At 65.3% G+C, this 23868-nt stretch carries 32 protein-coding genes; 30 read left to right on the forward strand and 2 right to left on the reverse strand.

Annotated features, from left to right (window positions below; translation table 11 throughout):
* Nucleotides 1-43: 43 nt before the first annotated feature.
* The 16 genes from L0976_RS27020 (at nt 44) to L0976_RS27095 (ending at nt 8469) form a co-directional block, all read left to right on the forward strand.
* A complete protein-coding gene (locus L0976_RS27020) occupies nt 44-394 on the forward strand; it encodes a single-stranded DNA-binding protein (protein WP_370643877.1) in 351 nt (116 codons plus the stop codon).
* Nucleotides 395-860: 466 nt separating this feature from the next.
* Nucleotides 861-1028, forward strand: a complete 168-nt coding sequence (locus tag L0976_RS27025) for a hypothetical protein (protein ID WP_234190122.1) — start codon at nt 861-863, stop codon at nt 1026-1028.
* 37 nt (nt 1029-1065) lie between these two features.
* Nucleotides 1066-1491, forward strand: a complete 426-nt coding sequence (locus L0976_RS27030) for a hypothetical protein (protein WP_234190131.1) — start codon at nt 1066-1068, stop codon at nt 1489-1491.
* 137 nt (nt 1492-1628) lie between these two features.
* Nucleotides 1629-1865, forward strand: a complete 237-nt coding sequence (locus tag L0976_RS27035; protein ID WP_234190140.1) for a hypothetical protein — start codon at nt 1629-1631, stop codon at nt 1863-1865.
* Nucleotides 1866-1982: 117 nt separating this feature from the next.
* The gene (locus tag L0976_RS27040; protein ID WP_234190148.1) at nt 1983-2249 is read left to right on the forward strand and encodes a DUF2285 domain-containing protein; all 267 of its coding nucleotides are present in this window, start codon (nt 1983-1985) and stop codon (nt 2247-2249) included.
* A 115-nt stretch (nt 2250-2364) separates the two neighbouring features.
* Nucleotides 2365-2667: a transcriptional regulator domain-containing protein gene (locus L0976_RS27045; RefSeq protein WP_234190150.1), complete on the forward strand. Its 303-nt coding sequence runs from the start codon at nt 2365-2367 to the stop codon at nt 2665-2667.
* A 103-nt stretch (nt 2668-2770) separates the two neighbouring features.
* Nucleotides 2771-3136, forward strand: coding sequence for a DUF2285 domain-containing protein (locus tag L0976_RS27050; RefSeq protein ID WP_234190152.1), 366 nt, complete (start codon nt 2771-2773; stop codon nt 3134-3136).
* 138 nt (nt 3137-3274) lie between these two features.
* Nucleotides 3275-3556, forward strand: coding sequence for an AlpA family transcriptional regulator (locus L0976_RS27055; protein ID WP_234190160.1), 282 nt, complete (start codon nt 3275-3277; stop codon nt 3554-3556).
* Between the two features lie 11 nt (nt 3557-3567).
* Nucleotides 3568-4686, forward strand: coding sequence for a replication initiator protein A (locus L0976_RS27060; protein WP_234190162.1), 1119 nt, complete (start codon nt 3568-3570; stop codon nt 4684-4686).
* Nucleotides 4683-5336, forward strand: a complete 654-nt coding sequence (gene parA / locus L0976_RS27065; protein ID WP_234190164.1) for a ParA family partition ATPase — start codon at nt 4683-4685, stop codon at nt 5334-5336. The genes L0976_RS27060 and parA overlap by 4 nt, the downstream gene beginning before the upstream one ends.
* Nucleotides 5333-6091 (forward strand): site-specific DNA-methyltransferase, encoded by a 759-nt coding sequence (locus L0976_RS27070; protein ID WP_234190166.1) that lies wholly within the window; start codon nt 5333-5335, stop codon nt 6089-6091. Before parA ends, L0976_RS27070 begins: the two co-directional genes overlap by 4 nt.
* Nucleotides 6088-6339: a hypothetical protein gene (locus L0976_RS27075; RefSeq protein WP_234190168.1), complete on the forward strand. Its 252-nt coding sequence runs from the start codon at nt 6088-6090 to the stop codon at nt 6337-6339. The genes L0976_RS27070 and L0976_RS27075 overlap by 4 nt, the downstream gene beginning before the upstream one ends.
* A complete protein-coding gene (locus L0976_RS27080; RefSeq protein ID WP_234190170.1) occupies nt 6336-6833 on the forward strand; it encodes a DUF2840 domain-containing protein in 498 nt (165 codons plus the stop codon). The genes L0976_RS27075 and L0976_RS27080 overlap by 4 nt, the downstream gene beginning before the upstream one ends.
* Nucleotides 6830-7450, forward strand: a complete 621-nt coding sequence (locus L0976_RS27085) for a S26 family signal peptidase (RefSeq protein ID WP_234190172.1) — start codon at nt 6830-6832, stop codon at nt 7448-7450. Before L0976_RS27080 ends, L0976_RS27085 begins: the two co-directional genes overlap by 4 nt.
* Nucleotides 7437-7769: a DUF736 domain-containing protein gene (locus L0976_RS27090; protein ID WP_234190174.1), complete on the forward strand. Its 333-nt coding sequence runs from the start codon at nt 7437-7439 to the stop codon at nt 7767-7769. The genes L0976_RS27085 and L0976_RS27090 overlap by 14 nt, the downstream gene beginning before the upstream one ends.
* A 4-nt stretch (nt 7770-7773) precedes the next feature.
* A complete protein-coding gene (locus tag L0976_RS27095) occupies nt 7774-8469 on the forward strand; it encodes a lytic transglycosylase domain-containing protein (RefSeq protein WP_370643874.1) in 696 nt (231 codons plus the stop codon).
* 83 nt (nt 8470-8552) lie between these two features.
* On the opposite strand, the gene L0976_RS27100 is transcribed toward L0976_RS27095, so the two are convergent.
* Nucleotides 8553-8714, reverse strand: a complete 162-nt coding sequence (locus L0976_RS27100; RefSeq protein ID WP_234190176.1) for a hypothetical protein — start codon at nt 8712-8714, stop codon at nt 8553-8555.
* Here L0976_RS27100 and L0976_RS27105 point away from each other — a divergent pair.
* The 14 genes from L0976_RS27105 to L0976_RS27170 all read left to right on the forward strand — a co-directional run bounded on the left by L0976_RS27105 (nt 8713) and on the right by L0976_RS27170 (nt 23238).
* Entirely contained in the window at nt 8713-10452 is a 1740-nt protein-coding gene (locus L0976_RS27105; protein WP_234190184.1) for a VirD2 family relaxase/mobilization nuclease, read from the forward strand. The genes L0976_RS27100 and L0976_RS27105 overlap by 2 nt on opposite strands.
* 37 nt (nt 10453-10489) lie before the next feature.
* Nucleotides 10490-12478 (forward strand): conjugal transfer protein TraG, encoded by a 1989-nt coding sequence (locus tag L0976_RS27110; RefSeq protein ID WP_234190187.1) that lies wholly within the window; start codon nt 10490-10492, stop codon nt 12476-12478.
* Nucleotides 12479-12483: 5 nt separating this feature from the next.
* Nucleotides 12484-12963 carry a ribbon-helix-helix protein, CopG family gene (locus L0976_RS27115; protein ID WP_234190194.1) on the forward strand — a complete coding sequence of 160 codons (480 nt, stop codon included), beginning with the start codon at nt 12484-12486 and terminating at the stop codon, nt 12961-12963.
* 334 nt (nt 12964-13297) lie between these two features.
* A complete protein-coding gene (trbB, locus tag L0976_RS27120; protein WP_234190208.1) occupies nt 13298-14281 on the forward strand; it encodes a P-type conjugative transfer ATPase TrbB in 984 nt (327 codons plus the stop codon).
* On the forward strand, nt 14272-14604 hold the full coding sequence (locus L0976_RS27125) for a TrbC/VirB2 family protein (protein WP_234190210.1): 333 nt from the start codon (nt 14272-14274) through the stop codon (nt 14602-14604). The genes trbB and L0976_RS27125 overlap by 10 nt, the downstream gene beginning before the upstream one ends.
* Nucleotides 14604-14885: a VirB3 family type IV secretion system protein gene (locus tag L0976_RS27130; protein WP_234190217.1), complete on the forward strand. Its 282-nt coding sequence runs from the start codon at nt 14604-14606 to the stop codon at nt 14883-14885. The genes L0976_RS27125 and L0976_RS27130 overlap by 1 nt, the downstream gene beginning before the upstream one ends.
* 10 nt (nt 14886-14895) lie before the next feature.
* Complete coding sequence (trbE, locus tag L0976_RS27135; RefSeq protein ID WP_234190219.1) at nt 14896-17397, forward strand: conjugal transfer protein TrbE; 2502 nt, start codon at nt 14896-14898, stop codon at nt 17395-17397.
* Nucleotides 17394-18152: a P-type conjugative transfer protein TrbJ gene (gene trbJ, locus L0976_RS27140; RefSeq protein ID WP_234190235.1), complete on the forward strand. Its 759-nt coding sequence runs from the start codon at nt 17394-17396 to the stop codon at nt 18150-18152. The genes trbE and trbJ overlap by 4 nt, the downstream gene beginning before the upstream one ends.
* A gap of 10 nt (nt 18153-18162) precedes the next feature.
* Nucleotides 18163-18663, forward strand: coding sequence for a putative entry exclusion protein TrbK-alt (gene trbK-alt, locus L0976_RS27145; RefSeq protein ID WP_234190237.1), 501 nt, complete (start codon nt 18163-18165; stop codon nt 18661-18663).
* Nucleotides 18664-18665: 2 nt separating this feature from the next.
* Nucleotides 18666-20039 carry a P-type conjugative transfer protein TrbL gene (gene trbL, locus L0976_RS27150; protein ID WP_234190239.1) on the forward strand — a complete coding sequence of 458 codons (1374 nt, stop codon included), beginning with the start codon at nt 18666-18668 and terminating at the stop codon, nt 20037-20039.
* Between the two features lie 2 nt (nt 20040-20041).
* Complete coding sequence (trbF, locus tag L0976_RS27155) at nt 20042-20731, forward strand: conjugal transfer protein TrbF (RefSeq protein ID WP_234190241.1); 690 nt, start codon at nt 20042-20044, stop codon at nt 20729-20731.
* Nucleotides 20728-21792: a P-type conjugative transfer protein TrbG gene (trbG, locus tag L0976_RS27160; protein ID WP_234190284.1), complete on the forward strand. Its 1065-nt coding sequence runs from the start codon at nt 20728-20730 to the stop codon at nt 21790-21792. Before trbF ends, trbG begins: the two co-directional genes overlap by 4 nt.
* Complete coding sequence (locus tag L0976_RS27165) at nt 21789-22979, forward strand: TrbI/VirB10 family protein (protein ID WP_234190285.1); 1191 nt, start codon at nt 21789-21791, stop codon at nt 22977-22979. The genes trbG and L0976_RS27165 overlap by 4 nt, the downstream gene beginning before the upstream one ends.
* Nucleotide 22980: 1 nt before the next feature.
* On the forward strand, nt 22981-23238 hold the full coding sequence (locus L0976_RS27170) for a DUF2274 domain-containing protein (protein WP_234190286.1): 258 nt from the start codon (nt 22981-22983) through the stop codon (nt 23236-23238).
* Here L0976_RS27170 and L0976_RS27175 read toward each other — a convergent pair.
* A complete protein-coding gene (locus L0976_RS27175; protein WP_234190287.1) occupies nt 23228-23839 on the reverse strand; it encodes a recombinase family protein in 612 nt (203 codons plus the stop codon). The genes L0976_RS27170 and L0976_RS27175 overlap by 11 nt on opposite strands.
* Nucleotides 23840-23868 lie beyond the last annotated feature (29 nt).

Here is a 23868-nt window from a genome sequence, read left to right on the forward strand (position 1 = left end):
CATCAGACAGCGCCGCTTGAACCATCACGCCAAAGCGGCTTAAATCAACCCGCAAACCGAGCCGGAAACTCCGCTCTTCCAAAGCCCGAAAAGTCTCAGTTCATTTGACGACGGACAGGCCCTGCGAGACGACAAGGGCCGCCGGCTTCAGGACACCGAATGGCACCGGATCACCTGCTTCAACGGCCTCGGCAAGACGGTCCAGCAGTATTGCGACACGGGCATGAAGGTTCTGGTTCGCGGTCGTATCCACTACACGAAGTGGAAGGACCAGCAGGGCAACGACCGCTACGGATGCGAAATCATCGCCGAGACGGTCGATTTCCTGAGCCGGGCCAGGCAGACCCAGAGCGAGAACGGCGACCGCTTCGAGGACGACGACATCCCGTTCTGAGCCAGGACCTCAGCCCCCGGCGGCTTCGGCCGCCGGGGGATTTTTCATGTCTGCGCGTTGCCTCCTTCCCATCCGACAGCATCCGCCGGCCGCACGCTTTGCGCATTAGTCCCGCCCGCGAGAGGGCCGGTCGTCGCAGGCGTTCGGATCGCGTCGCCCCAGAAGCAGGCAGCGGAGAGCGACAGGCGGCCTCTGCGGGAATGCCGTGACACTTTCGCAGAGGAGAGAGGCGAAGGCATAGGCGTCCGCAAGGTCGATCGGCTGTCAGACGGGGATGCCGACCCCGCTCTCAGGGCACAATTCCTTGGTTCCAATCCGGGCCTTCCACGATCAACCCGTAAAGGGTCGGCTACGCGAGCGTGCCGCCGCGTCGGGCTTTACCCGGCGCGGTGATCGCGGCCCTGACCGGAACGCATCGGGTGCCTGTCGAGCGGGGATCGTCCCCGCTCCGGAACAGGAGCCGATCATGTCCCTCACAGACGCCCACGCCTTCGCCTTCAGCCTTGCCGCGACCCTCATGGTCACAATCGTCATCTTCCGCGCCGGAGACGGAAGCCTCTCGGTCCTGCCCGCCGCCGATTATGACGGCAGCGACGCTGACCTTGTCGGCGAGATCGATCCGTTCGCCCCGTGAGGGGCGAAGCCGGCGCCTCCCCTTCGGAGACGCAGCCATGTTCATCGTCGTTACGCTGATCGCGCTCGCCGCGATCACCTTTCTCTGCTGGCTCCTGTTCACTCTCGCCAGCTATGTCCTGCCCTTCTATGTCGGGCTGACTATGACGGTCTGGGCATTCCACGGCGGGTCCGGTGTCATCGCCAGTCTCCTTGCCGGTATCCTCGCCGCCGGGCTGACGCTCGGGGTGGGGCAACTTCTTCTCGTTCTGCTGCCATGGGCCTGGGCTCGTCTGTCTGTCGCGGCGCTGTTGGTCGCGCCCGCCATCGTCGCCGGCTACTACGCCAGCCACGGCGTCGCAAAACACCTGATCCCTTCTGAGTTCTGGCAGATCGTGCTTTCGATCATGGGAGCGGTGGCAGTCGGTTTTGCTTCTTGGCTGCGCATCATCGCGAGCGCAGGGGCCGCCTTCGACAAGAGGTGAGGCAACCGAATCAGCGAGATGTCAGGATGCGCAACGGTGTGATAACTCTCGCTGTTTTGGCTGGAATTTTTGCGGAAGAACGACTATTATAGTCGTAGTTCTGGAATAACGTGCGCAGTGATGGGAGGTGGTCATGCATGATCACCGCCCGACAATCACGGGCTGCCCGCGCGTTGCTTGGATGGACACAGGAGACGCTCGCTGAGCAGGCTCGCATATCGCTGACCGCCATGAAGCGCCTCGAATCCGAGAACGGACTTGAGGTGTACGAGTCGACGCGCGATCTAGTTCGGCGGGCACTTCAGGCCAATGGGATCGTGCTTCTGAACACCGATCACGGCGAAGGCGTGCTGATCGTCAACAAGACGCGGTGAGCTGCTCCGGTTTGTGTGGTACGGGCAGTTGCTCCGCAGGGTGATGCACCATCGGTATAGCCCGATCCAGGACGCGGATCGCACATTCGCTCGTCTCAGGCGAGGCGAGGAGGGCTTATGTCGGAAGACTTTCTGGACAATGTCCCCGAAGGGGAGACGATCACCGAGTACGATCGCAGTCACATGAAGCTCTACATGCGCCTGTTCGATTCCAGCGCCAATGGCGCGGATTGGCGTGAGGCGGTCGAACTATCGTTTGAAATCGATCCATCCCTTCAAACCGAGCGCGCGCGGCGCGTCTATGACAACCATCTCGCGCGAGCGCGCTGGATGGTTTCCATCGGCTATCGACTGCTTGTCGATGGGCAGCCTTCGCCGGCATGATAGCTGTGCCGCATATCCCGCTGCCACCGGAAGGACTATGCCGCCCATAAGTCGAGCGTGATCCTGATTCGCAACCCTGTTGACGTGTAACGGGGTGTGCGGGGGGAATACGCCCATGAAGCCTGATCTGTCTCAGTGGCAATCGAACGCCGCTTATAGTTACGTCGATCACTTGGATGTCGCAGACGTTGCCTGGGAGTGGCTGCGCCGAAACCGGGAATACCAGCAGGACTTCGCGCTTTATCTTCGGACAAAAAATGACGAGGAGCGTTCGGTACGAGCTTCGGGCATGACCGAACGCTGGGGGTTGCGATTTCCCCGCCCGTCCAAGCCTCACGGCCCTGATCCAGTCTGTATTCTGGACGCCCGCAGCCGACGTCGGCATCCTTCTCCTTGCGAAATCGCCCGACTATCATAGTTCGCGTGAGCCTTATCGAGTCGATCCGCGAGTCGTCGTCCAGGCCGAGGAGGGGCGGTTCGCCAAGGTCGAGGTCAAAGGCCAGGTCGTCACGGTGTTGTTCATGCCGGGCGCCGACCTCGATCATCCGCTCGCCGCGCAGATCCCACTCGATCGCCATACGCTCGATCGGCTCGGTGCGCTGACCCGCTTTTGGCTGGCGCTGCGAGGGCGGCCCGTTCCTCGTGACGGAAGGCTCACGGCCCAGCAATGGCGCCGCATGAAGCTGATGCTTCAAGTTTCCGATGGTCGGTCGGACGGCGCGTCCTATCGCGATATTGCCGTCGCGATCTTCGGACATGCGCGGGTGGCGGCCGAAGCCTGGAAGACTTCCGCGCTGCGCGACATGGTGATCGACCTTGCCGCCGATGGCACGGCCATGATCGAGGGCGGCTATCGAAACATCCTGCGTCATCGCCGTCGATCGTAGGCGCGCGCGCCTGACGGGAGGGGTGGGAAATTTAGCCCCCTTAACTTCCCCATCCCACCACGCTGCCTTGCTCCGACACCATCGCCTCCGTTCGCCGCCCGTTTCCGGCGGCCACCGGTCAACCACGGAGGTCCGATCATGCCCGCGCCGCTTACCCATCTCCCCCCGAATTTTCTCCGAACGCCCGATGCCGGCCGCTATCTCGGCCTGTCGGGGCGCACCCTCGAAAAGCACCGCACCTACGGAACCGGGCCTGCCTATCGCAAGCTCGGCGTCGTCGTCGTCTATGCCGTCGGCGATCTCGACGCTTGGGCGGCGCTCGGATCTGTCAACTCGACGTCCGATCCGCGCGGCAGGGTGCAACCCGCCAAGCCCCAGACCGGCCGTTCGTTGGTGAACCAGCCGCGCTATGGTCGCTGAGGAGCGCGCCGATGAAACGTCGCCGCCTCATCGCCCCCAGCGAGCGCGCGCAGCTCGTGCCGTTCGTCATCGCTACCGGCGACGCTTCTCCCCGCGATCAGCGTGATCTCATGGAGCGTCCCTTCTTCTCACTCGCCAAGACCAGCCGCACCACGCCGATCCTGTACGAGGCCGGCGACGTCCGCGTCGAGGTGTTCGCCTCCGCCGAACACGGCATGGCGACCATTTGGGACGCCGATGTCCTGATTTGGGCCGGCAGCCAGATCGTCGAGGCGGAGACCCTTGGCCTCAAGACCTCGCGCTTCATCCGCTTCACGCCCTATCAGCTTCTGACCGCCATCGGCCGCCAGACCGGCCAGCGTGACTACAAGCTGCTCAAGGGCGCTCTCGCCCGCCTGCAATCGACCTCGATCCGCACCACCATCCGCCAGGGCGAACACTGGCGACGCCACCAGTTCTCGTGGATCAACGAATGGGAGGAATGCGCCACCCGCGATGGTCGGGTCGAGGGCATGGAATGCGTGCTCCCCGACTGGTTCTATCGAGGCGTCATCGACCGGTCGCTGGTGCTGACCATCGACCCGGCCTATTTCCGTCTGACTGGCGGGATCGAGCGCTGGCTCTATCGTGTCGCCCGCAAGCATGCGGGCCGCCAGCGCCATGGCTGGCTGTTCGACTTCCCCCATCTCCATGAAAAATCCGGCAGCCTCGTCCGCTTCTCGGACTTCGCGCTACAGCTCCGCCGCATCGTCGCCCGCCAGCCGATCCCCGGCTACCGCCTCGTTATCGAACGCGAGAGGCGTCTGGAGATGCTGCGCATCGTCCCCGTCGATCCACCTGTGGACAAGGGTGTGGATGCAATCGGGACTTCGCACGCATCCACCATCGGGATTTCGCACGCAGGCCGCTCGGGACTTCGCACGCACAAACCGCAGCTAAGCCTTTGGCCGGAAGAGGCGATTTCTGCCGCTAATATAGAGTCTAATAGAGATTCTAATTTTTCTTCTGCCCTGCCGCTTGTGGAGAAACGGCCGAAAGGCCAGCGCCAGGGCGCGGCTTTCGACGCCGGTGGCGACCCCGCATCTTCCTCCTTCCGGCCGATACGCCTGCCATCGCGAGGTGCGCGATGATCGTGGCGCTGCTTAACCAGAAGGGCGGAGCGGGAAAGACCACGCTCGCATTGCACCTCGCCGGTGCATGGGCGCGGCGCGGAAAGCGCGTGACGCTGATCGACGCCGACCCGCAGGGCTCGGCGCTGGACTGGTCGGAGCAGCGCGCGCGCGAATGCCTGCCGCGCCTCTTCGGCGTCGTCGGCCTTGCCCGCGACACGCTCCATCGCGAGGCCCCCGACATGGCGCGCGGCCTCGATCATCTCGTGATCGACGGGCCGCCGCGCATCGCCGGGCTCATGCGATCGGCGCTGCTATCCGCTGACCTGGTGCTGCTCCCCGTCCAGCCGTCGCCGCTCGACGGTTGGGCCGCGGCGGAAATGCTTCCGCTCGTCGCCGAGGCGCGCATCTATCGGCCCGATCTCATGGCGCGCTTCGTGCTCAACCGATGCGCAGCGCGCACCGTGCTCGCCCGCGAGACCGCCGAAACCCTCGCGGATCACGACCCGCCGGTGCTGTCTGCAACTATCGGCCAGCGCATTGCCTTCGCGGTCGCCGCACAGACCGGCCGCCTTGTCGATGAACTCGACGTCGACGCTCCCGCAGCACGCGAGATCGCCGCCTTCGCGATGGAAGTCGACGGTCTCGGCATCGGGGGCGTCGTGCCATGACGCTTCTCTCCGAAAAGATCATGGCCGGCGACTGTCGCGCGGTCATGCCGCAACGCGCCCCCTTCGACATGATCATCGCCGATCCGCCCTATGGCGACACGTCCCTCGTATGGGATCGCCGCGTCGTCGGCTGGCTTCCGCTCGCCTGTCGCGCGCTCCGCCCATCGGGCTCGCTCTGGCTGTTCGGCTCGTTGCGGTCGTTCATGGCCGTTGCCGCCGAGCTTCGCGAAGCCGGCCTTCGCTACGCCCAGGAAATCGTCTGGGAAAAGCAGAACGGTAGCGGTTTTCATGCCGATCGCTTCAAGCGGGTGCATGAGCTGGCTGTCCAGTTCTACCGCGCCGATACGCCGTGGAGCGCGGTCTACAATGATGTCCAGACGACGCCGGACGCGACCGCGCGCACTGTGCGCCGCAAACGCCGCCCGCCGCATACCGGGCATATCGAGGCCGGCCACTACGTCAGCGACGATGGCGGACCGCGCCTCATGCGTTCCGTCGTCTACCTGCGCAACGCGCATGGTCGCGCCATCCACCCCACCGAAAAGCCAGCACCGCTGCTTGAAATCCTCATCCGCACGAGCTGCCCGCAAGGTGGATTGGTCGGCGACTGGTTCGCCGGTTCGGGCGCGGCCGGAGAAGCCTGCCGGCTGACCGGCCGCCGCTATCTCGGCTGCGAGATCGATCCTGTCATGGCGGACAAGGCGCGCGCGCGCATCGCCGCCGTGCTGCCCCTCGGTGGAGGAGCGGCGTCATGACTGTGTCCGTCCCTCGCCGCGCTTTCGTCTCGCGCCCCGCCAGTCCCGAACGCTGGATCAAGACGTCCGAGACACCCAAGCCTGAAGCCAAGGCTGACATCTTCACGGCCCGGCTCACCATCGACGTCACCCCCGGCTTGCGCGGCCGCATCAAGATCGCGGCCTTCGCGCGCGGTATCACCATGTCGGACCTGCTGCGCGATCTGCTCGCCCGTGAGTTTCCCGAACGTGCCGGAGGCGAGCCATGACCCGCCTTCCGCCATTGCTCGCACAGCCCGCCGATGCGCTCACCCGCGTCGAGCTGATCCATGTCGAGAAGCAAACCGAATACTGGATCAGGTTCGGCGAAGCTGCGCGGCAGGACACTCTCGATCGCCGCCGCCGGCATTTGTTCTTCGCCCCGGACCACGTCTTCGCCTTCGTCCGCTGGGCAGCGAACGCGCATGGCACGATCATCTCACGTATCGACATCGTGCGTCCGGTCGCCTCCGGCGAACCGTTCCAGACGCTGCCGTTCGTCCGCCCCGGCGGCGACATCCTCCTCAAGATCGAAGGCTGGCCGAAGGTCGAGAAGGTGCTTCGTCACATCGACGCCATCGAAGCCGAAGGCATCGATCCCTGCGCCGTCTCCCCGGACCATTGGCGGCATGTCGCCAACCGTCTTCGCGCCGGTGACGCGCCGAGCCGCTACACGCTCGCCCGACATCGTGCCTGGCTTCGGCGTCGGGAGATCGCGCCATGAGCCGCCGCGCTATCCTCGCCGCGATGACGGGCGCAATCGCGACCATCGTCGCCACCACCGTCTTTTCCGTTCCGGCCCGGCTCGTCTGGAACGCATCGGCCAGCGTGCCGATCGGTCTCTACACGCTCGATCCGTCCCGCGCGCCGGCGCTCGGCGACCTCGTCGCCGTGCTGCCGGACCAGTCGCTCGCCCAGTTCCTGGTGCGCCGCGGCTATATCGGCGCCGGCGTGCCGCTGATCAAGCATGTCGCGGCGCTTCCCGGTCAACGTGTCTGCCGCGACGGCCTCTCCGTCTCGGTCGATGGCGTGCCACTCGGCGACGCGCTTGAGCGCGATCGCTTCGGCCGCCCGCTGCCAGCCTGGCGCGGCTGCATCGCCATCGCCGCCGGCCAGATCTTCCTCATGAACCCTGCCGTTCGAGACAGCCTCGACGGCCGTTACTTCGGGCCGATCCCGGCGCGCTTCATCTTCGGAGTCGTGACCGCGCTGCTCACAGATGAAGCGGGCACCGGCCGCTTCATCTGGCGGGCGCAGACAGCGCCCCCGCCGCCCAACAGCCTTTCCATTTCCAGCAGCCAACCCTCCAAACAGAAGGAATACGCCCATGCGCATCGGTGAATTCACCCGCTCGAAAGCCGGCTTTGTCGGACGCCTGCGCACGCTCTCGATCGACGCTAAACTCGCCATCGTCCCTTCGGACAATGCCGGCGTCGAAAACGCACCCGACTATCGTATTCATATCGGCGCGGTTGACGGTCCCGAGGCCGGTGCTGGCTGGAAACGAACCGGCGAACGCGCGGGCGAATACGTCTCGATCGCGCTCGACGACCCGCTGCTCTTGCAGCCTATCCGCGCAAACCTTTTCCGCGACGACGACGGCGGAGCCGTCTGGTCGCTGCATTGGAGCCGCTCGCCGAAACGCGACGGGAAGGAGTGACGCCGTGCGCCGCGTCGTTCTCCTTCTCCTTTCCGGCCTCGTCCTGGCCGTTGCGCCACCGCTTGCGGCCCTTGCCGAAAGTGCGCCGCTCGCGCGGCCCTCGGCTCGCGATCCACATGCCGTGTTCATCGCCGAGGCGTCCAAGCGTTTTCGCATCCCGGAACACTGGATACGCGCCGTCCGACAGGCCGAAAGCGGCGGTGAGCCGCGCGCCGTGTCGTCGGCGGGGGCGATGGGGCTGATGCAGATCATGCCCGACACATGGACGGAACTGCGCATCCGTTATCGTCTCGGGCGTGATCCGTTCGATCCGCGCGACAACATCCTGGCGGGGGCTGCCTATCTCGCCGAGCTGCACGCGCGCTACGGCTCGCCCGGCTTTCTCGCCGCCTATAATGCCGGCCCTGGGCGCTACGAGGAATATCTCTCCGGCCGTCCCCTTCCGGCCGAGACGCGCGCCTATCTCGACGCGCTTGCGCCGCAGATCGGCGGTCGCGGTCTCGCACCCGTCACACCAAAAAAAAACGCCGCAAATGACGCCGGTTCGAAGGACTCGCACGCTGCGCCGCTCTTCATATCGATTCCGGCGGACAATATCCCCGACACTTCGGGCGCGTCCGCCGTGCGCGACCTTTCCGCCATTGCGCCGCGGTCGGACGGCCTCTTCGTCGCGCGTGCGCGCAACGGAGACCGGCCATGAGCGGCCGCGTTTCAGATCGTGGCGCGGCGGGCTCCGGCGTCGGATCGGCGGGATTGCGGGGGTCGGCGCGAGCATCGACCGGGTCATGGCAGGATAAAAGGCCGCACATTGCGCGGCGTTCGGTCGGTTGTTTTTGCTGGCATTTTTGGGGCTTCGAGCACATTGCGACCACTTTGGGCAATGTGCGCTGTCAGCCTATCCTCTTCAAATATTTCGATTTTCGGCACATTGCGGGGATTGGCCATGGCCGATGACCGCGAATTCCGCATCCGTCCGGGCCGTATCCGCTCATCGCACGCGCAGCGCGCCAAGCCCTTCATCGCCCAGGCGCTCGCCGCCGCGAAGAAGGCCGGCGCCGGCGTCTCGCGTTCCGGCAGGATCACACCCGGCAACCGCTCCCGCTTCGGCAAGGGCCAGCGAGCCGCCATCCAGGCGAACCGTTTCATCACCGCACGCACGCGCGGCGCCGTGGTCAAGGCGCGCGTCGTGCGCCATTCGCCCCGCAGCGCGCCGCTGACCGCGCATCTCAGTTATCTCCGACGCGAGGGTGTGACCCGTGACGGGGAGAAGGCGAAGTTGTTCGGACCCGAGGGCGAGAATGCCGATCCCAAAGCCTTTGCCGAGCGCTGCAAGGACGACCGGCACCATTTCCGATTCATCGTCTCGCCCGACGACGCACTCGAAATGGCCGACCTGCGTTCCTTCGCCGGCGATCTCGTCGAGCAGATGCAAATGGATCTCGGCACGAAACTCGACTGGGTCGCCGTCGATCATTGGAACACCGAGCATCCACATGTTCATCTGATCGTGCGCGGCGTCCGCGACGACGGCCAGGACCTCGTCATCTCACGCGACTATATCAAGGAGGGCATGCGCGACCGGGCGCGCGATCTCATCACCCAGGAACTTGGGCTTCGCACCGATCACGACATTCGCCGCACGCTTGAGCGCCAGATCGAGGCGGAGCGCTGGACCGATCTCGACCGCCAGCTCATGCGTGACGGAGGCAGAACCGGCATCATCGACCTCGCGCCCGTCGCGGGACAACAGCCTGACGAGTTTCATGCGCTCAAGGTCGGGCGCTTGCGCACGCTCGAAAGACTGGGCTTCGCCGGCCAGATCGGCTTTGCCCGATGGTACATCAAGGAAGGCGCGGAATCCGGGCTGCGTGAACTCGGCGAGCGCGGCGACATCATCAAGCGCATGCACCACGCGCTCTCCGAACGCGGCATAGACCGCGGATCGGCCAGCTATGTGCTGGCCTCGGAGGATCTCGGCACGCCGATCGTCGGGCGGCTGGTCGAACGCGGTCTCGACGACGAGCTGAAGGGCTCGGCCTATGCCGTGGTCGATGGCGTCGACGGGCGCACCCATCATATCCGGCTCTCCGACCTGGATGCGGCCGGAGACAGCGCGCCGGGCTCGATCGTCGAACTCAGGCACTACGAGGATGCCAAAGGCCAACGCCGCGTCTCGCTCGCCGTCAGATCCGATCTCGACATCGCCAACCAGGTCACCGCATCAGGCGCGACCTGGCTCGACCGGCAGAACATCTCCCGTGAGTCGGTCGCGCTGTCCGATGGCGGATTCGGCGCCGAGGTCCACGCTGCTCGTGCCGCCCGCACCGAACATCTGATCGGCGAGGGACTGGCGGCGCGGCATGGCGATGGTGTCCGCTTCAGCCGCAATCTGATCGACACGCTGCGACGCCGCGAGCTGGAGGCGGTCGGCGAGAAACTCTCCGCCGGGACGGGCCAGCCCTTCAACCGCTCCGCCAGCGGCGAGTATGTCGCGGGCACCTATCGCGAACGCATCACGCTCGCCTCGGGCCGCTTCGCCATGATCGACGATGGCCTCGGCTTCCAGCTCGTCCCCTGGACGCCGTCCCTCGAAAAGCAAATCGGCAAGCATGTCTCCGGCGTCGCCCGCGACGACGGTGGCATCGACTGGAGCTTCGGCCGCAAGCGCGGCCTCGGCCTCTGACCGATCGGCAAAGTCCAATCACGAAAGGATCGCCATAATGACCGGCACGAAAATCCTCTGGGGCCAGATCGTCACCGTCTTTCTCATCGTGCTCGCCACGACCTGGGGCGCGACGGAGTGGGTAGCCTGGCGTCTCGCCTTCCAGCCGCAACTCGGTCCCGCCTGGTTCGTGCTGGTCGGTTTCCCGATCTATCCGCCGCCGTCCTTCTTCTGGTGGTGGTATTCCTACGACGCCTATGCGCCGGCGATCTTCGTCGAGGGCGCCTTCATCGCCGTCTCGGGCGGCTTCGCCTCCGTGGCGATCGCCATCCTCATGTCCGTCCGGCGAGCGGGGGAGGCGAAGAATGTCGTCACCTACGGCTCGGCGCGATGGGCCGAGAAGGAGGAGGTCAGGGCTGCGGGCCTGCTCGGCGCCGACGGCGTGGTGCTGGGGCGCCTGGACGGGAACTACCTGCGCCATGACGGACCGGAGCATGTGCTGTGCTTCGCGCCGACCCGATCGGGCAAGGGCGTCGGCCTCGTCGTGCCCTCGCTTTTGACCTGGCCCGGTTCGGCCATCGTCCACGACATCAAGGGAGAGAACTGGCACCTCACCGCCGGATTCCGCGCGCGGCACGGCCGCGTCCTGCTGTTCGATCCCACCAACGCAAAATCATCCGCCTATAATCCGCTGCTCGAGGTCCGGCGCGGCGAATGGGAAGTCCGCGACGTCCAGAACATCGCCGACATCCTGGTCGATCCGGAAGGTTCGCTGGAAAAACGCAACCATTGGGAAAAGACCAGCCACGCCCTGCTGGTCGGCGCGATCCTGCATGTCCTCTATGCCGGGACCGACAAGACGCTCGCCGGTGTCGCCGCCTTCCTTTCCGATCCGAAGCGGCCGATCGAATCGACGCTCGCCGCCATGATGAAGACAGCCCATCTCGGCAAACAGGGTGTCCATCCGGTCGTTGCTTCCGCCGCGCGAGAGCTCCTCAACAAGAGCGACAACGAGCGCTCGGGCGTGCTCTCGACCGCCATGTCGTTCCTCGGCCTCTACCGTGACCCCGTCGTCGCCGAGGTGACGCGCCGCTGCGACTGGCGCATCACCGACATCGTCGGCGACGAAAAGCCGACGACGCTCTATCTCGTCGTGCCGCCCAGCGACATCAACCGGACCAAGCCGCTGATCCGCCTGATCCTCAACCAGATCGGGCGGCGGCTGACCGAGGACCTTCAGGCCAAGGACGGCCGGCATCGCCTGCTCCTGATGCTGGACGAGTTTCCGGCTCTCGGAAGGCTCGACTTCTTTGAGTCGGCGCTGGCCTTCATGGCGGGCTATGGCCTGAAAAGCTTCCTGATCGCGCAGTCGTTGAATCAGATCGAGAAAGCCTACGGCCAGAACAATTCGATCCTCGACAACTGCCACGTTCGCGTCAGCTTCGCCACCAATGACGAGCGCACCGCCAAGCGCGTGTCGGATGCGTTGGGGACCGCCACCGAGCTGAAGGCCATGAAGAACTATGCCGGCCATCGCCTCTCGCCCTGGCTCGGCCATCTCATGGTCTCGCGCTCGGAAACGGCTCGGCCGCTGCTGACCCCCGGCGAGGTCATGCAGCTTCCGCCCGCCGACGAGATCGTCATGGTCGCGGGAACGCCGCCGATACGTGCGAAGAAGGCGCGCTATTACGAGGATGTCCGCTTCCGCGAGCGGGTCCTTCCACCCCCGGAATTGACGATGCCGAAGGATACCCGGCGCGACGACTGGACGTCGCTGCCATTGCCGCCCGCGCCGCAGATCCCGGCGTTGAAGTCGGGCGGGGCCGGAGACAAGGACGACCCTACCGAGTCCGAGCATCGACTCCAGCCCGAACTCAACCAGGCCAAGCCTGCCACCACGAGGAAGCGGATCGAAAACGAATTCGAGATCGACATCGACCGCGATGAGACCGATCAGCTCGTTGCCGATAGTCGCCGGTTGGCGCGGCTCGCGCAGGGCGTAGCGCGACAGGTCTCGCTCGATCCCGATGACGGCATGGATCTCTGATCGCCATGACGGACCGTGAACCCGCCGCCCGAAAAAAGAAGGCGCAGATTTCCGTCTATCTCGATCAGGATGTCATGGCGATGCTGGCCGAGCACGCCGCGCGCCGCCACCAGCCGCAGTCCTTGATCGTAGAGGCAGCGGTCGCCTCGTTCCTTTCGGCCGATGCGGCCGAGCGGCGAGAGGCGGTGACGGTGAAGCGTCTCGACCAGCTCGACCGGCGCATGACGCGGCTTGAGCGGGACATCGGCATCGCCGTTGAAAGCCTGGCCGTATTCATCAAGTTCTGGCTGGCGACCACGCCGACGCTTCCCGAACCGGCCGCCGAGGCCGCCCGCGCCAAGGCCGCGGAGCGCTATGATCAATTCGTCACCGCGCTCGGGCGGCGGCTGGCGAAGGGACCGAAGCTTCGCCAGGAGGTCCCGGAGGATGTAGGCGCGGCGGCGGACTTAGGCGCCAGCGGTGTGGTGCATTCCGGATTGGACTGACTGCCGGACATGGCCGGAACCGCTCCCGAATTTCGGGCTCAACGCGCCAGCGTCGCCATGCGATCGAGAGCGGCGCCGCAACGCGATCTATCGGCGATTTGGTCTTTCCGGCCGCAGTTTTGTTGGACCGAAGAATCGACGTTGCCGAGAAGAATTCGCGCGCCAAACGACCTGTTCGCCATGCCGCCTCCGGTCAACGTTTTCGCCTTCTGTTTCTACTTCTTCGACAGGCTTCTACTACGACCGAAACTTGTTGAACCCACCCAAAATCTGGCTCTCTTAATCATCCCCGCCGGGGAAAAACAGGTCTTGCCCCCGGAGGAACGGGGACAGGATGGCGGTTTCTCATCACGACAGGCAGGGGTTCGAGCGCGGCGCGAAGATGCTGCGCACGGCGCTCGGCCCCGCGATCGCCGAGCTGTTGCGGGACCCCTCAATCGTCGAGGTGATGCTGAACCCCGACGGGCGCATCTGGATCGACCGCCTCTCTGAAGGACTGTCCGAGACCGGCGAGCGACTGTCGCCCGCCGATGGCGAGCGCATCGTGCGCCTCGTCGCCCATCATGTCGGCGCCGAGGTCCATGCAGGCAGCCCGCGCGTCTCGGCGGAGCTGCCCGAGACGGGAGAGCGCTTCGAGGGATTGCTGCCGCCGGTGGTTGCGGCCCCCGTCTTCGCCATCCGCAAGCCCGCCGTCGCCGTGTTCACGCTCGATGACTATGTCGCGGCCGGGATCATGTCGGCCGCGCAGAGCGAGGCGCTGCGCACGGGCGTCGCCTCCCGCGCCAATATTCTCGTCGCCGGCGGCACCTCGACCGGCAAGACCACGCTGACCAACGCGCTGCTCGCCGAAGTCGCCAAGACATCCGATCGCGTTGTGCTCATCGAGGATACGCGCGAGCTGCAATGTGCGGCACCCAATCTCGTCGCCATGCGCACCAAGGATGGCGTCGCCACCTTGTCCGATCTCGTGCGCTCCAGCCTCCGCCTGCGCCCCGACCGCATTCCGGTCGGTGAGGTGCGCGGTGCCGAAGCATTGGAGCTGCTGAAAGCCTGGGGCACCGGCCATCCCGGCGGCATCGGCACCATCCATGCCGGCACGGCCATCGGTGCGATGCGCCGGATGGAGCAGCTCATCCAGGAAGCCGTCGTCACCGTACCGCGCGCCCTAATCGCCGAGACCATCGACCTTGTTGCTGTCCTCTCCGGCCGCGGCTCGGCCCGCCGGCTTTCCGAACTCGCCCGCGTCGAGGGCCTCGGCCCTGACGGGGACTATCGCATCGTCCCAGTCCTTCCAGCCTCATCAGGAGAATGCCCGTGATCCGCCGCCTTTCCGCGTGCCGGACGATCGGCTCGTTGCCGCTCGTCGCGCTCACCTTCCTCGCTACATCGCCCGCCTTCGCTTCCGGTTCCTCCATGCCCTGGGAGCAGCCGCTGGAAAAAATCCTCCAGTCGGTCGAAGGCCCCGTCACCAAGATCGTCGCGGTGATCATCATCATCGCCACCGGCCTGTCCGTGGCGTTCGGCGATATGTCCGGCGGCTTCCGCCGGTTGATCCAGATCGTCTTCGGCCTGTCAATCGCGTTTGCGGCCAGTTCGTTCTTCCTGTCGTTCTTCTCCTTCGGCGGCGGGGCGCTCGTCTGATGGCCGCCTTTGTCGAACAGGGGCAGGACGTGCCGGGCTTTGCCGTGCCGGTTCATCGGGCGCTGACCGAGCACATCCTGCTGGCCGGGGCGCCCCGTGCCATCGCCATCCTCAACGGTACGCTGGCCGGCGCGATCGGGCTCGGCCTTCGCCTCTGGCTGGTCGGCCTCGCGCTCTGGATCGTCGGGCACGCCGCGGCGGTCTGGGCCGCAAAGCGCGATCCGCTCTTCGTCGATGTGGTGCGCCGGCATCTGCGCATTCCCGCACATCTGACCGTGTGAGGGCATGAACATGATGAACCTTGCCGAATACCAAAACCGCAATCGCCGCCTTGCCGATTTCCTGCCCTGGGCAGCCCTCGTCGGCGAAGGCGTCATCCTCAACAAGGATGGCAGCCTCCAGCGCAGCGCATTGTTTCGCGGTCCCGATCTCGATTCCGCCGTGCCGGCCGAACTCATCGCCGTCGCAGGTCGCCTCAACAACGCCTTCCGCCGTCTCGGCTCGGGCTGGGCCGTCTTCGTCGAAGCTGTTCGGCTGCCGGCCGAACGCTATCCGGACGATGTATTTCCCGATGCAGCCTCCGCGCTGATCGACACCGAGCGCAAGGCCGATTTCGAGGAGGCCGGCGCGCATTTCGAATCCGGTTATTTCCTCACCTTTTGCTTCATGCCGCCAGCGGAGGAAGCTGCCCGCGCGGAAACCTGGCTCTATGAGGGCCGCGAACAGGCCGGCGTGGATGCACACGAGATCCTGCGCGGCTTTCTCGACCGCACCGACCGGCTCTTGCAGCTCCTCGAAGGCTTCATGCCCGAATGCCGCTGGCTCGATGATGCGGAGACCCTGACTTATCTCCACGGCTGCGTGTCGACCGTCGCCCATCGCGTCCGCGTCCCCGAGACGCCGATGTTTCTCGATGCGTTGCTTGCCGACCGGCCGCTGACCGGCGGGCTCGAACCCCGTCTCGGCGATCTGCACATCCGCGTGCTCACCATCACCGGCTTTCCGAGCGTGACCACGCCGGGCCTGCTCGATGAGTTGAACAGGCTCGCCTTTCCCTATCGGTGGTCGACCAGGGCCGTTCTCATGGACAAGACGGACGCGACCAAACTGCTGACCAAGATCAGGCGGCAATGGTTCGCCAAGCGCAAGTCGGTCGCCGCCATCCTCAAGGAGGTGCTGACCAACGAGCAATCCGTGCTGGTCGACACCGACGCCGCCAACAAGGCGAACGACGCAGACGCGGCGTTGCAGGAGCTCGGTGCGGACTATGCCGGCATGGCCTACATGACGGCCACCATCGTCGTATGGGACCTCGAAGCGCGCGCGGCCGACGAGAAGATAAGACACGTCGAGAAGGTCATCCAGGGCCGCAACTTCACCTCGATGATCGAAACCATCAATGCGGTGGATGCCTGGCTCGGCTCCTTGCCCGGCCATCTCTACGGCAATGTCCGGCAGCCGCCGGTATCCACGCTCAACCTTGCCCACATGATCCCCCTGAGCGCCGTGTGGGCAGGGCCGGAACGGGACGAGCACTTCGCAGCACCGCCTCTGCTGTTCGGCAAGACCGAGGGCTCGACCCCGTTCCGGCTTTCCCTTCATGTCGGCGATGTCGGCCATACGCTGATCGTCGGTCCGACCGGCGCGGGCAAGTCGGTGCTCCTGGCATTGATGGCCCTGCAATTCCGCCGCTATCCGAACGCGCAGGTCTTTGCCTTCGACTTCGGCGGCTCGATCCGGGCGGCCGCGCTCGCCATGGGCGGGGACTGGCACGACCTCGGCGGCGGTCTCACCGACGGGTCCGAAAGCTCCGTCTCGCTCCAGCCGCTGCGCTTCATCGACTATGTGCCCGAACGCGCCTGGGCGGCGGATTGGATCGTCTCGATCCTGACGCGCGAGAACGTCGAGATCACGCCCGACGTCAAAGAACACATCTGGACGGCCCTGACCTCGCTTGCCTCCGCGCCGATGGAGGAACGCACCATCACCGGCTTTTCGGTCCTCCTTCAGTCGAACGACCTGAAGCAGGCGCTGAAACCCTATTGCGTCGGCGGTCCCTGGGGCCGCCTGCTCGACGCAGAAACCGAGCATCTCGGCACAGCCACCGTCCAGGCATTCGAGACCGAGGGGCTGATCGGCGGCGATGCGGCGCCCGCCGCGCTGGCCTATCTCTTCCATCGCATCGAGGACCGGCTGGACGGCTCGCCGACGCTGCTCATCATCGACGAGGGCTGGCTGGCGCTGGACGATGAAGGCTTTGCTGGCCAGCTCCGGGAATGGCTGAAGACGCTGCGCAAGAAGAACGCCTCGGTCATCTTCGCCACGCAAAGCCTCTCGGACATCGGCGGCAGCGCGATCGCGCCCGCCATCATCGAAAGCTGCCATACGCGACTTCTCTTGCCGAATGAACGCGCGATCGAGCCGCAGATCACCGAGATCTATCGTCGTTTCGGCCTCAATGACCGACAGATCGAGATCCTCGCGCGAGCCGTACCGAAGCGCGACTATTACTGCCAATCCCGCCGCGGCAATCGTTTGTTCGAGCTTGGGCTGTCGGATGTGGCGCTCGCACTCTGCGCGGCGTCCTCAAGGACCGACCAGGCCGCCATCGCCCGCATCGTCGCCGAGCATGGGGCGGACGGGTTCCTCGACGCCTGGCTGCGCCATCGGGGCGTCGGCTGGGCGGCCGATCTTGTCGGCAATCTCACCAATGTCGCAGCCCTTCCAGCGCCCGACCCGGATGCGCCGGCGTCTTCCCATTCCGCTGTCATGCGTCCGGAGGTTCAGCCATGACCCGCTTGTCTCTACGCGCCTGCCGCCTCGCCATCGCCCTGATGGCGGCGCCGCTCGGCGTGATGTCCGTCCCCGTCATCCCCGCGGCGGCCTTCGACATCGTCTACGATCCGACCAACTATGCGCAGAACGTCCTTCAGGCCGCCCGCGCGCTGGAGCAGATCACCAATCAGATCACCTCGCTTCAGAACGAAGCGCAGATGCTGATCAACCAGGCGAAGAATCTGGCGAGCCTGCCGTTCTCCGCCCTCCAGAAATTGCAGCAGTCGGTCCAGAAGACGCAGCAGCTCCTCAGCCAGGCGCAGAACATCGCCTTCGACGTGCAGAAGATCGATCAGGCGTTCCAGCAGCAATATGCCAACGTCCCGACCTCGGCATCGGACAAGCAACTCATCGCCGGCGCCAAGACCCGCTGGCAGAACACCGTCGCCGGCCTGCAGGACGCGATGCGCGTTCAGGCCGGGGTCGTCGGGAATATTGACACCAACAAGGAGCAGATGAGCGAACTGGTCAACCGGAGCCAGTCCGCGACCGGCGCCTTGCAGGCGACACAGGCCGGCAACCAGCTTCTGGCGCTTCAGTCCCAACAGCTTTCGGATCTCGTCGCGGTGCTTTCGGCCAATGGACGCTCGCAGGCGCTGGTCGAGGCGGAGCGCGCTGCCGCGGCCGAGCAGGGGCGCGAACAGCGCCGCCGCTTCCTCACGCCGGGATCGGGCTACCAGCCCGGCAGCGCCAAGATGTTCTACGGCAATTGAGGCGCGCGCCATGGACACGAAAACACTCACCCGCGCGGCCGCGATTCTCTTCGTCGGCATTGCCGCGACCGTCACCGCCATCGGCATGACCGGCGACCCGGTCAAACAGGAAACCCAGGTCCGCATGCTGACCCGCGAGCGCGCGCCGTCTGACGATGTGCGCAAGGTCCTGCGCTATTGCCGGGACAAGGGTGAAATGGCGCTGCGCGATCCGATCTGCCTCAAGGTCTGGATCGAGAACCGAGACCGTTTCTTCGGCAAGGACAAAGCGCCGGGCGGCATGAAACCCGCTCCCGCCCCGCCATGCGCGGGCGAGCCTTGCGAGAAACAGAAGTCCAAGCCCGTGCCTCGCGGCGGGCAGGCCCCCGATCTGCCCGAGGATGGGATGCCCAAGGTCAAAGACAGGCCCGAAGCGCCCGATGAAACGGGATCGCCCGCCAACCCCGATCCGGTCGTGCCGACCGCTCACCCTGCGCCAGCCACCACGCCGCGCGCCGAAAAGGGCCTCTGATCATGCAGGGCACCGGCGTCATCGACAAATTCCTCGAAACCTTCACCCGTTATATCGACGGTGGCTTTGGCCTCCTTGGCGGAGAGGTCGCTTTCATCGCGACCACGCTGATCGTCATCGACATCGTCCTTGCGGCCCTGTTCTGGTCCTGGGGCGGAGATGAGGACGTCATCGCGCGTCTCGTGAAGAAGACGATCTTCGTCGGGGTCTTCGCCTATCTGATCTCCAACTGGAATAACCTGGCGAAGATCGTTTTCGAGAGCTTCGCCGGGCTCGGGCTCAAAGCCAGCGGGACTGGGTTTTCCATCAACGACATGATGCGTCCCGGCAAGGTCGCGCAAACCGGGCTCGATGCCGGACGGCCGCTGCTCGAATCCATCTCCGACATGATGGGCATCTGGTCCTTCTTTGAGAACTTCATCCAGATTGCCTGCCTGATGTTTGCTTGGGCGCTGATCATCGCCGCCTTCTTCGTCCTCGCCGTTCAGCTCTTCGTCACGCTGATCGAATTCAAGCTGACGACGCTCGCCGGCTTCGTGCTGATCCCCTTCGGCCTCTTCGGCAAGTCCGCCTTCATGGCCGAACGGGTGCTCGGCAATGTCGTCTCCTCCGGCATCAAGGTGCTGGTGCTCGCCGTCATCATCGGCATCGGCTCGACGCTGTTCTCCGAATTCACGCGCGGCTTTGGCGGCAACACACCGACCGTCGATGATGCCATGGCCATCGTGCTTGCGGCGCTCTCCCTTCTTGGGCTCGGCATATTCGGACCCGGCATCGCCAACGGCCTCGTTTCCGGCGGCCCGCAACTCGGAGCGGGGGCCGCTGTCGGAACCGGCCTCGCGGTCGGCGGCATGGCCGTCGCAGGGGGCGCCGCCGCTGGCGCCGCCGTTGCCGGGGTCGGTGCCGTCGGAGGAGGTGTCGCCGCCGCAGCTCGCGGCGGGGCCGCTGTCGCCGGTGGCGCCTCCTCGGCCTATAGCCTCGGGGCTGCCGGTCAGTCCGGAGCATCTGGTGTCGCCGCAGGTCTCGGCGGCGTCGCCAAGGCGGGCGCGCAGGCTGCCGCATCGCCCCTGAGGCGCGCCGCTTCCAAGGCTTCCGAGAGCATCAAGTCCAGCTTTCAGTCCGGCGCGCGCTCGGCTTTCGAGGCAACCGGCGGATCGTTCGCCGGCGGTGATGGCGAAGGCCCCGCCGAGGGTGCCGACACCACGGCCGCGTCGGCGACGGCGGCTTCCGCCTCTCCGTCCGCTCCTCCGAAATGGGCCAGGCGCATGCAGCGCTCGCAGAAAATGTCCCACGGCGTTCAGGCCGCTGCCCATGCCATCAAATCCGGTGATGGCGCCAGCGGCGGCGCTTCCGTCAACCTCTCCGAAAGCGAGTGATCATGAGCTTCTTCAAGCGCCCATCCCCCCATTACGGCAAATCCCCCGTTCCCGAAACGCCGTATCAGCGCGCCGCACAAGCATGGGACGACCGCATCGGCTCAGCCCGCGTCCAGGCGAAGAACTGGCGGCTGATGGCCTTCGGCTCGCTGCTTCTTTCCGCCGGTCTCTCCTCCGCGTTGTTCTGGCAGTCCCTCAACGGCTCCGTCGTGCCCTGGGTGGTGCAGGTCGACAAGCTCGGCCAGGCGCAGGCCATCGCTCCGGCAACCGCGGACTATCGCCCCGACGATCCGCAGATCGCCTTCCAGCTCGCCCGCTTCGTGGAAGAGGTTCGCTCCATTCCTTCCGATGCGGTGATCGTCCGCCAGAACTGGCTGCGCGCTTATGACTTCACCACACAGGGCGGCGCCATGGCGCTCAACGACTACGCCCGCGCCAACGACCCCTTCACCAAGGTCGGCAAGACGCAGGTCGCCGTCGATGTGTCCTCCGTCATCCGCGCCTCGCCCGACAGTTTCCGCGTCGCCTGGACCGAGCGCACCTATCAGGACGGCTCGCTGTCCGACACCGCCCGCTGGTCGGCCATCCTCACCATCGTCGTGCAGCCCCCGCGCGACGCCGAAAAACTCCGGGCCAATCCGCTCGGCATCTATGTCAACGCAATCAACTGGTCGAAGGAACTTGGACAATGACGCCAGTCTTCAGTGCAGCCGCTATCCTCAAGGGTGGAAGACCGGCTCTCATCAATCCCGCAACACCCGCGTTCCGAAGGACAGCGTTCGTCATCGTGGTGCTGTCCTCGACGCACCTTGCCGGCTGCGCCACCACGCAACCGCCGCCGGAAATCAGTTATGACGATCCGGTAGCCGCCGTTCAGCTTGCCGATCCGGTCGCGCCCGTGCGCGTCGTCGAACTTCCCAAACCCCTGCCACTCCCCGGCCAGTTGAAGCCGGTCGAAAGCGGCAAGCAGCAGCCCGAGGCGAGGGACCCGGCGGTGCGCGTCAACCAGGCCAACGAGCAGGCCCGCGTCCAGCCCGTGCGCAACGGCTTCATAAATTCCATGCAGGTCTATCCCTTCACGGCGGGAGCCCTCTATCAGGTCTACGCCGCCGTGGGGCAGATCACCGACATCGCGCTCCAGCCCGGCGAGCAGCTTGTCGGCTCCGGCCCGGTTGCGGCCGGCGATACGGTGCGCTGGATCATCGGCGATACCGAAAGCGGGTCTGGTGCGGCCAAACAGGTGCATATCCTGGTCAAGCCGACCCGCATCGAGCTGATGACCAATCTCGTCATCAATACCAATCTGCGCACCTACCACATGGAACTGCGCTCGACCGAGAAGACCTATATGGCTTCGGTCTCCTGGCAGTATCCGCAGGATCAGCTCATCGCATTGCGCCGGCAGAATGCCGATGCGATCGCCGCTCAGCCGGTCTCGACCGGCGTGGACCTGTCGAAGGTGAACTTCCGTTACGAGGTATCCGGGGATCGCGCGCCGTGGCGGCCGCTGCACGCCTTCGACGACGGCAAGCAGGTCTATATCGAATTCCCCAGAGGGATCGGGCAGGGCGAGATGCCACCCCTCTTCATCGTGGGGCCGGAGGGCAAGACGTCCGAACTCGTCAATTACCGTGTTCGCAGCAACTATATGATCGTCGATCGGCTCTTTGCCGCCGCAGAGCTGCGTTTCGGCGCCGACAGCCACCAGAAGCGCGTGCGGATCTCCCGCAGCGACGGAAGGCCGGCGTCATGAGCGACAGGCCCGACACGAGAAAGGGTGCATCCGCCGATCGGGATGCCATCCCGCTGACCGGCGAGCCGGCGGCCACGATGCGGCTGCGCCCGGAGCCGCCGCGCGTGACGCGGCTGTCACGCCGGGTTCTGGTAACGCTCGGCGCCGTCACGGCGGCGGGTCTCAGCGGTGCGTTGATCTACGCCCTCCAGCTCAACATGCGCGGCGGCGGGCAGGAACTCTACAACGTGGACAACCGCACGACCCCGGACGGGCTCGCCGGGCTGCCGAAGGACTATACCGGCGTTCCCAAGCTCGGCCCCGCGCTGCCGGGCGATCTCGGTCGTCCTATCCTTGAGGCGACGACGCCCGCGCCCATTCCCGAGGTCGATCCGGACGTGCAGCGGCGAAAACAGGAGATGGAGGCCGCGCGGCTCGCCAAACTCTTCGCGCCCACCGAAGCGAAGTCGCAGCCTGCCGCTACGGCGACGGCCGCGGGCGGTGCGGCGACGCCCACCGACCTGGCGAGCCTCGGCCTCGCGCCGCTCGCCTCAACGCCTTCAGCGCAGGACCGGCAAACGGCCTTCCTCAACCAGCCGCCCGACAAGCGAACCGTGGCCTCCGATCGCGTCGCTGCTCCGGTGTCGCAGAACGTGTTGCAGGCCGGCGCGGTGATTTCCGCCGCCCTGATCACCGGCATCAGGTCCGATCTGCCCGGCCAGATTACGGCGCAGGTCACGGAGAATATCTACGACAGCCCGACCGGCCGCATCCTGCTGATCCCGCAGGGCACGCGCGTCATCGGCCAGTATGACAACAGCGTCGGCTCCGGCCAGCGGCGCATTCTGCTGGTCTGGAACCGGCTCATCTTCCCGAATGGACACTCGATCGTGTTGGAACGCCAACCCGGTGCCGATGGCGAGGGCTATGCGGGACTTGAGGACGGCGTCGATTATCACTGGGGAGAACTCTTCAAGGCCGCGGCGCTCTCGACCTTGCTCGGCATCGGCACGCAGATGGGCTCGTCCAGCGGTGAGACCGAGATCGTAGGGGCACTTCGACAGGGGGCCGCCGACAGCGTCAACGATGTCGGACAGCAGGTGGTCAGCCGCCAGCTCAACATCGCGCCGACCCTCTCCATCCGGCCGGGTTTTCCGGTCCGCGTGATCGTCACCCGCGACCTTGTGCTCGAACCCTATGGAGATTGATATGGGAAAGCTGAAGATCGGCCCGATCGCCGATGAAAAGCCGGTTAAGGTCATGGTGGAGCTGCCGGCCAAACTCCACCGCGATCTTCGCGATTATGCCGAGATCCTCGGCCGAGAAGCCGATCAGCCCGTAGCGGATGCCGTCCGTCTCATCGTGCCGATGCTGGAGCGCTTCATCGCAACCGATCGGGCGTTCTTGAAGGCGCGCAGGCAAGATGCGACCGCCGGCCGCTCCACGCCATCACGGTTCAAATCTTGAGCGGCCGTGCAATGAGCCTCCTGTCAGCGAGATTGATCCCTGCTGCGTTCTGGCGCAGCAGGCGGCGGATCGTCTGAGAATGAACGTTGTAGCGTTCTGCGACGTCATCGACGCGCATGCCGTCCTCGCTGATCAGCCGTTTTGCTTCGTTGAATTCATCCTGGCTCAATGAGAACGGACGCCCGATGTGCTGTCCCCTGGCGCGTGCGGCGGCAATCCCCGCGCGTGTTCTCTCACTGATCAGGCTGCGCTCGAATTCAGCCAATACGGCCATCATGTGAAATACAAGCTTACCTCCAGCATAGCTGGTATCGATATTTTCCGTCAAAGAGCAGAATCGGATGTTCCTCCTGCCCAATTCATCGAGAAGATTGATCAGATTGATCAGGGAGCGACCTAATCTGTCGAGCCGCCAAACCACGAGTTTGCTCCCGACCCCGAGATGGCCCAAAGCATCGTCCAATCCCGGCCTGTGCGCATGGCAACCTGATACACCATGGTCTCTAAATATCTGAGTGCATCCGGCCTCTTCCAACGCTCTGATCTGCAGGTCCAGGTTCTGTTCGTCTGTTGAAACACGAGCATAGCCGATTTTTTCCATCGATCGTCTCCTTTTGGAGGAGACGCCGT

Origin of the sequence: Shinella sp. NM-101 (assembly GCF_021401195.1) — a bacterium.
Classification (GTDB): Bacteria; Pseudomonadota; Alphaproteobacteria; order Rhizobiales; family Rhizobiaceae; genus Shinella.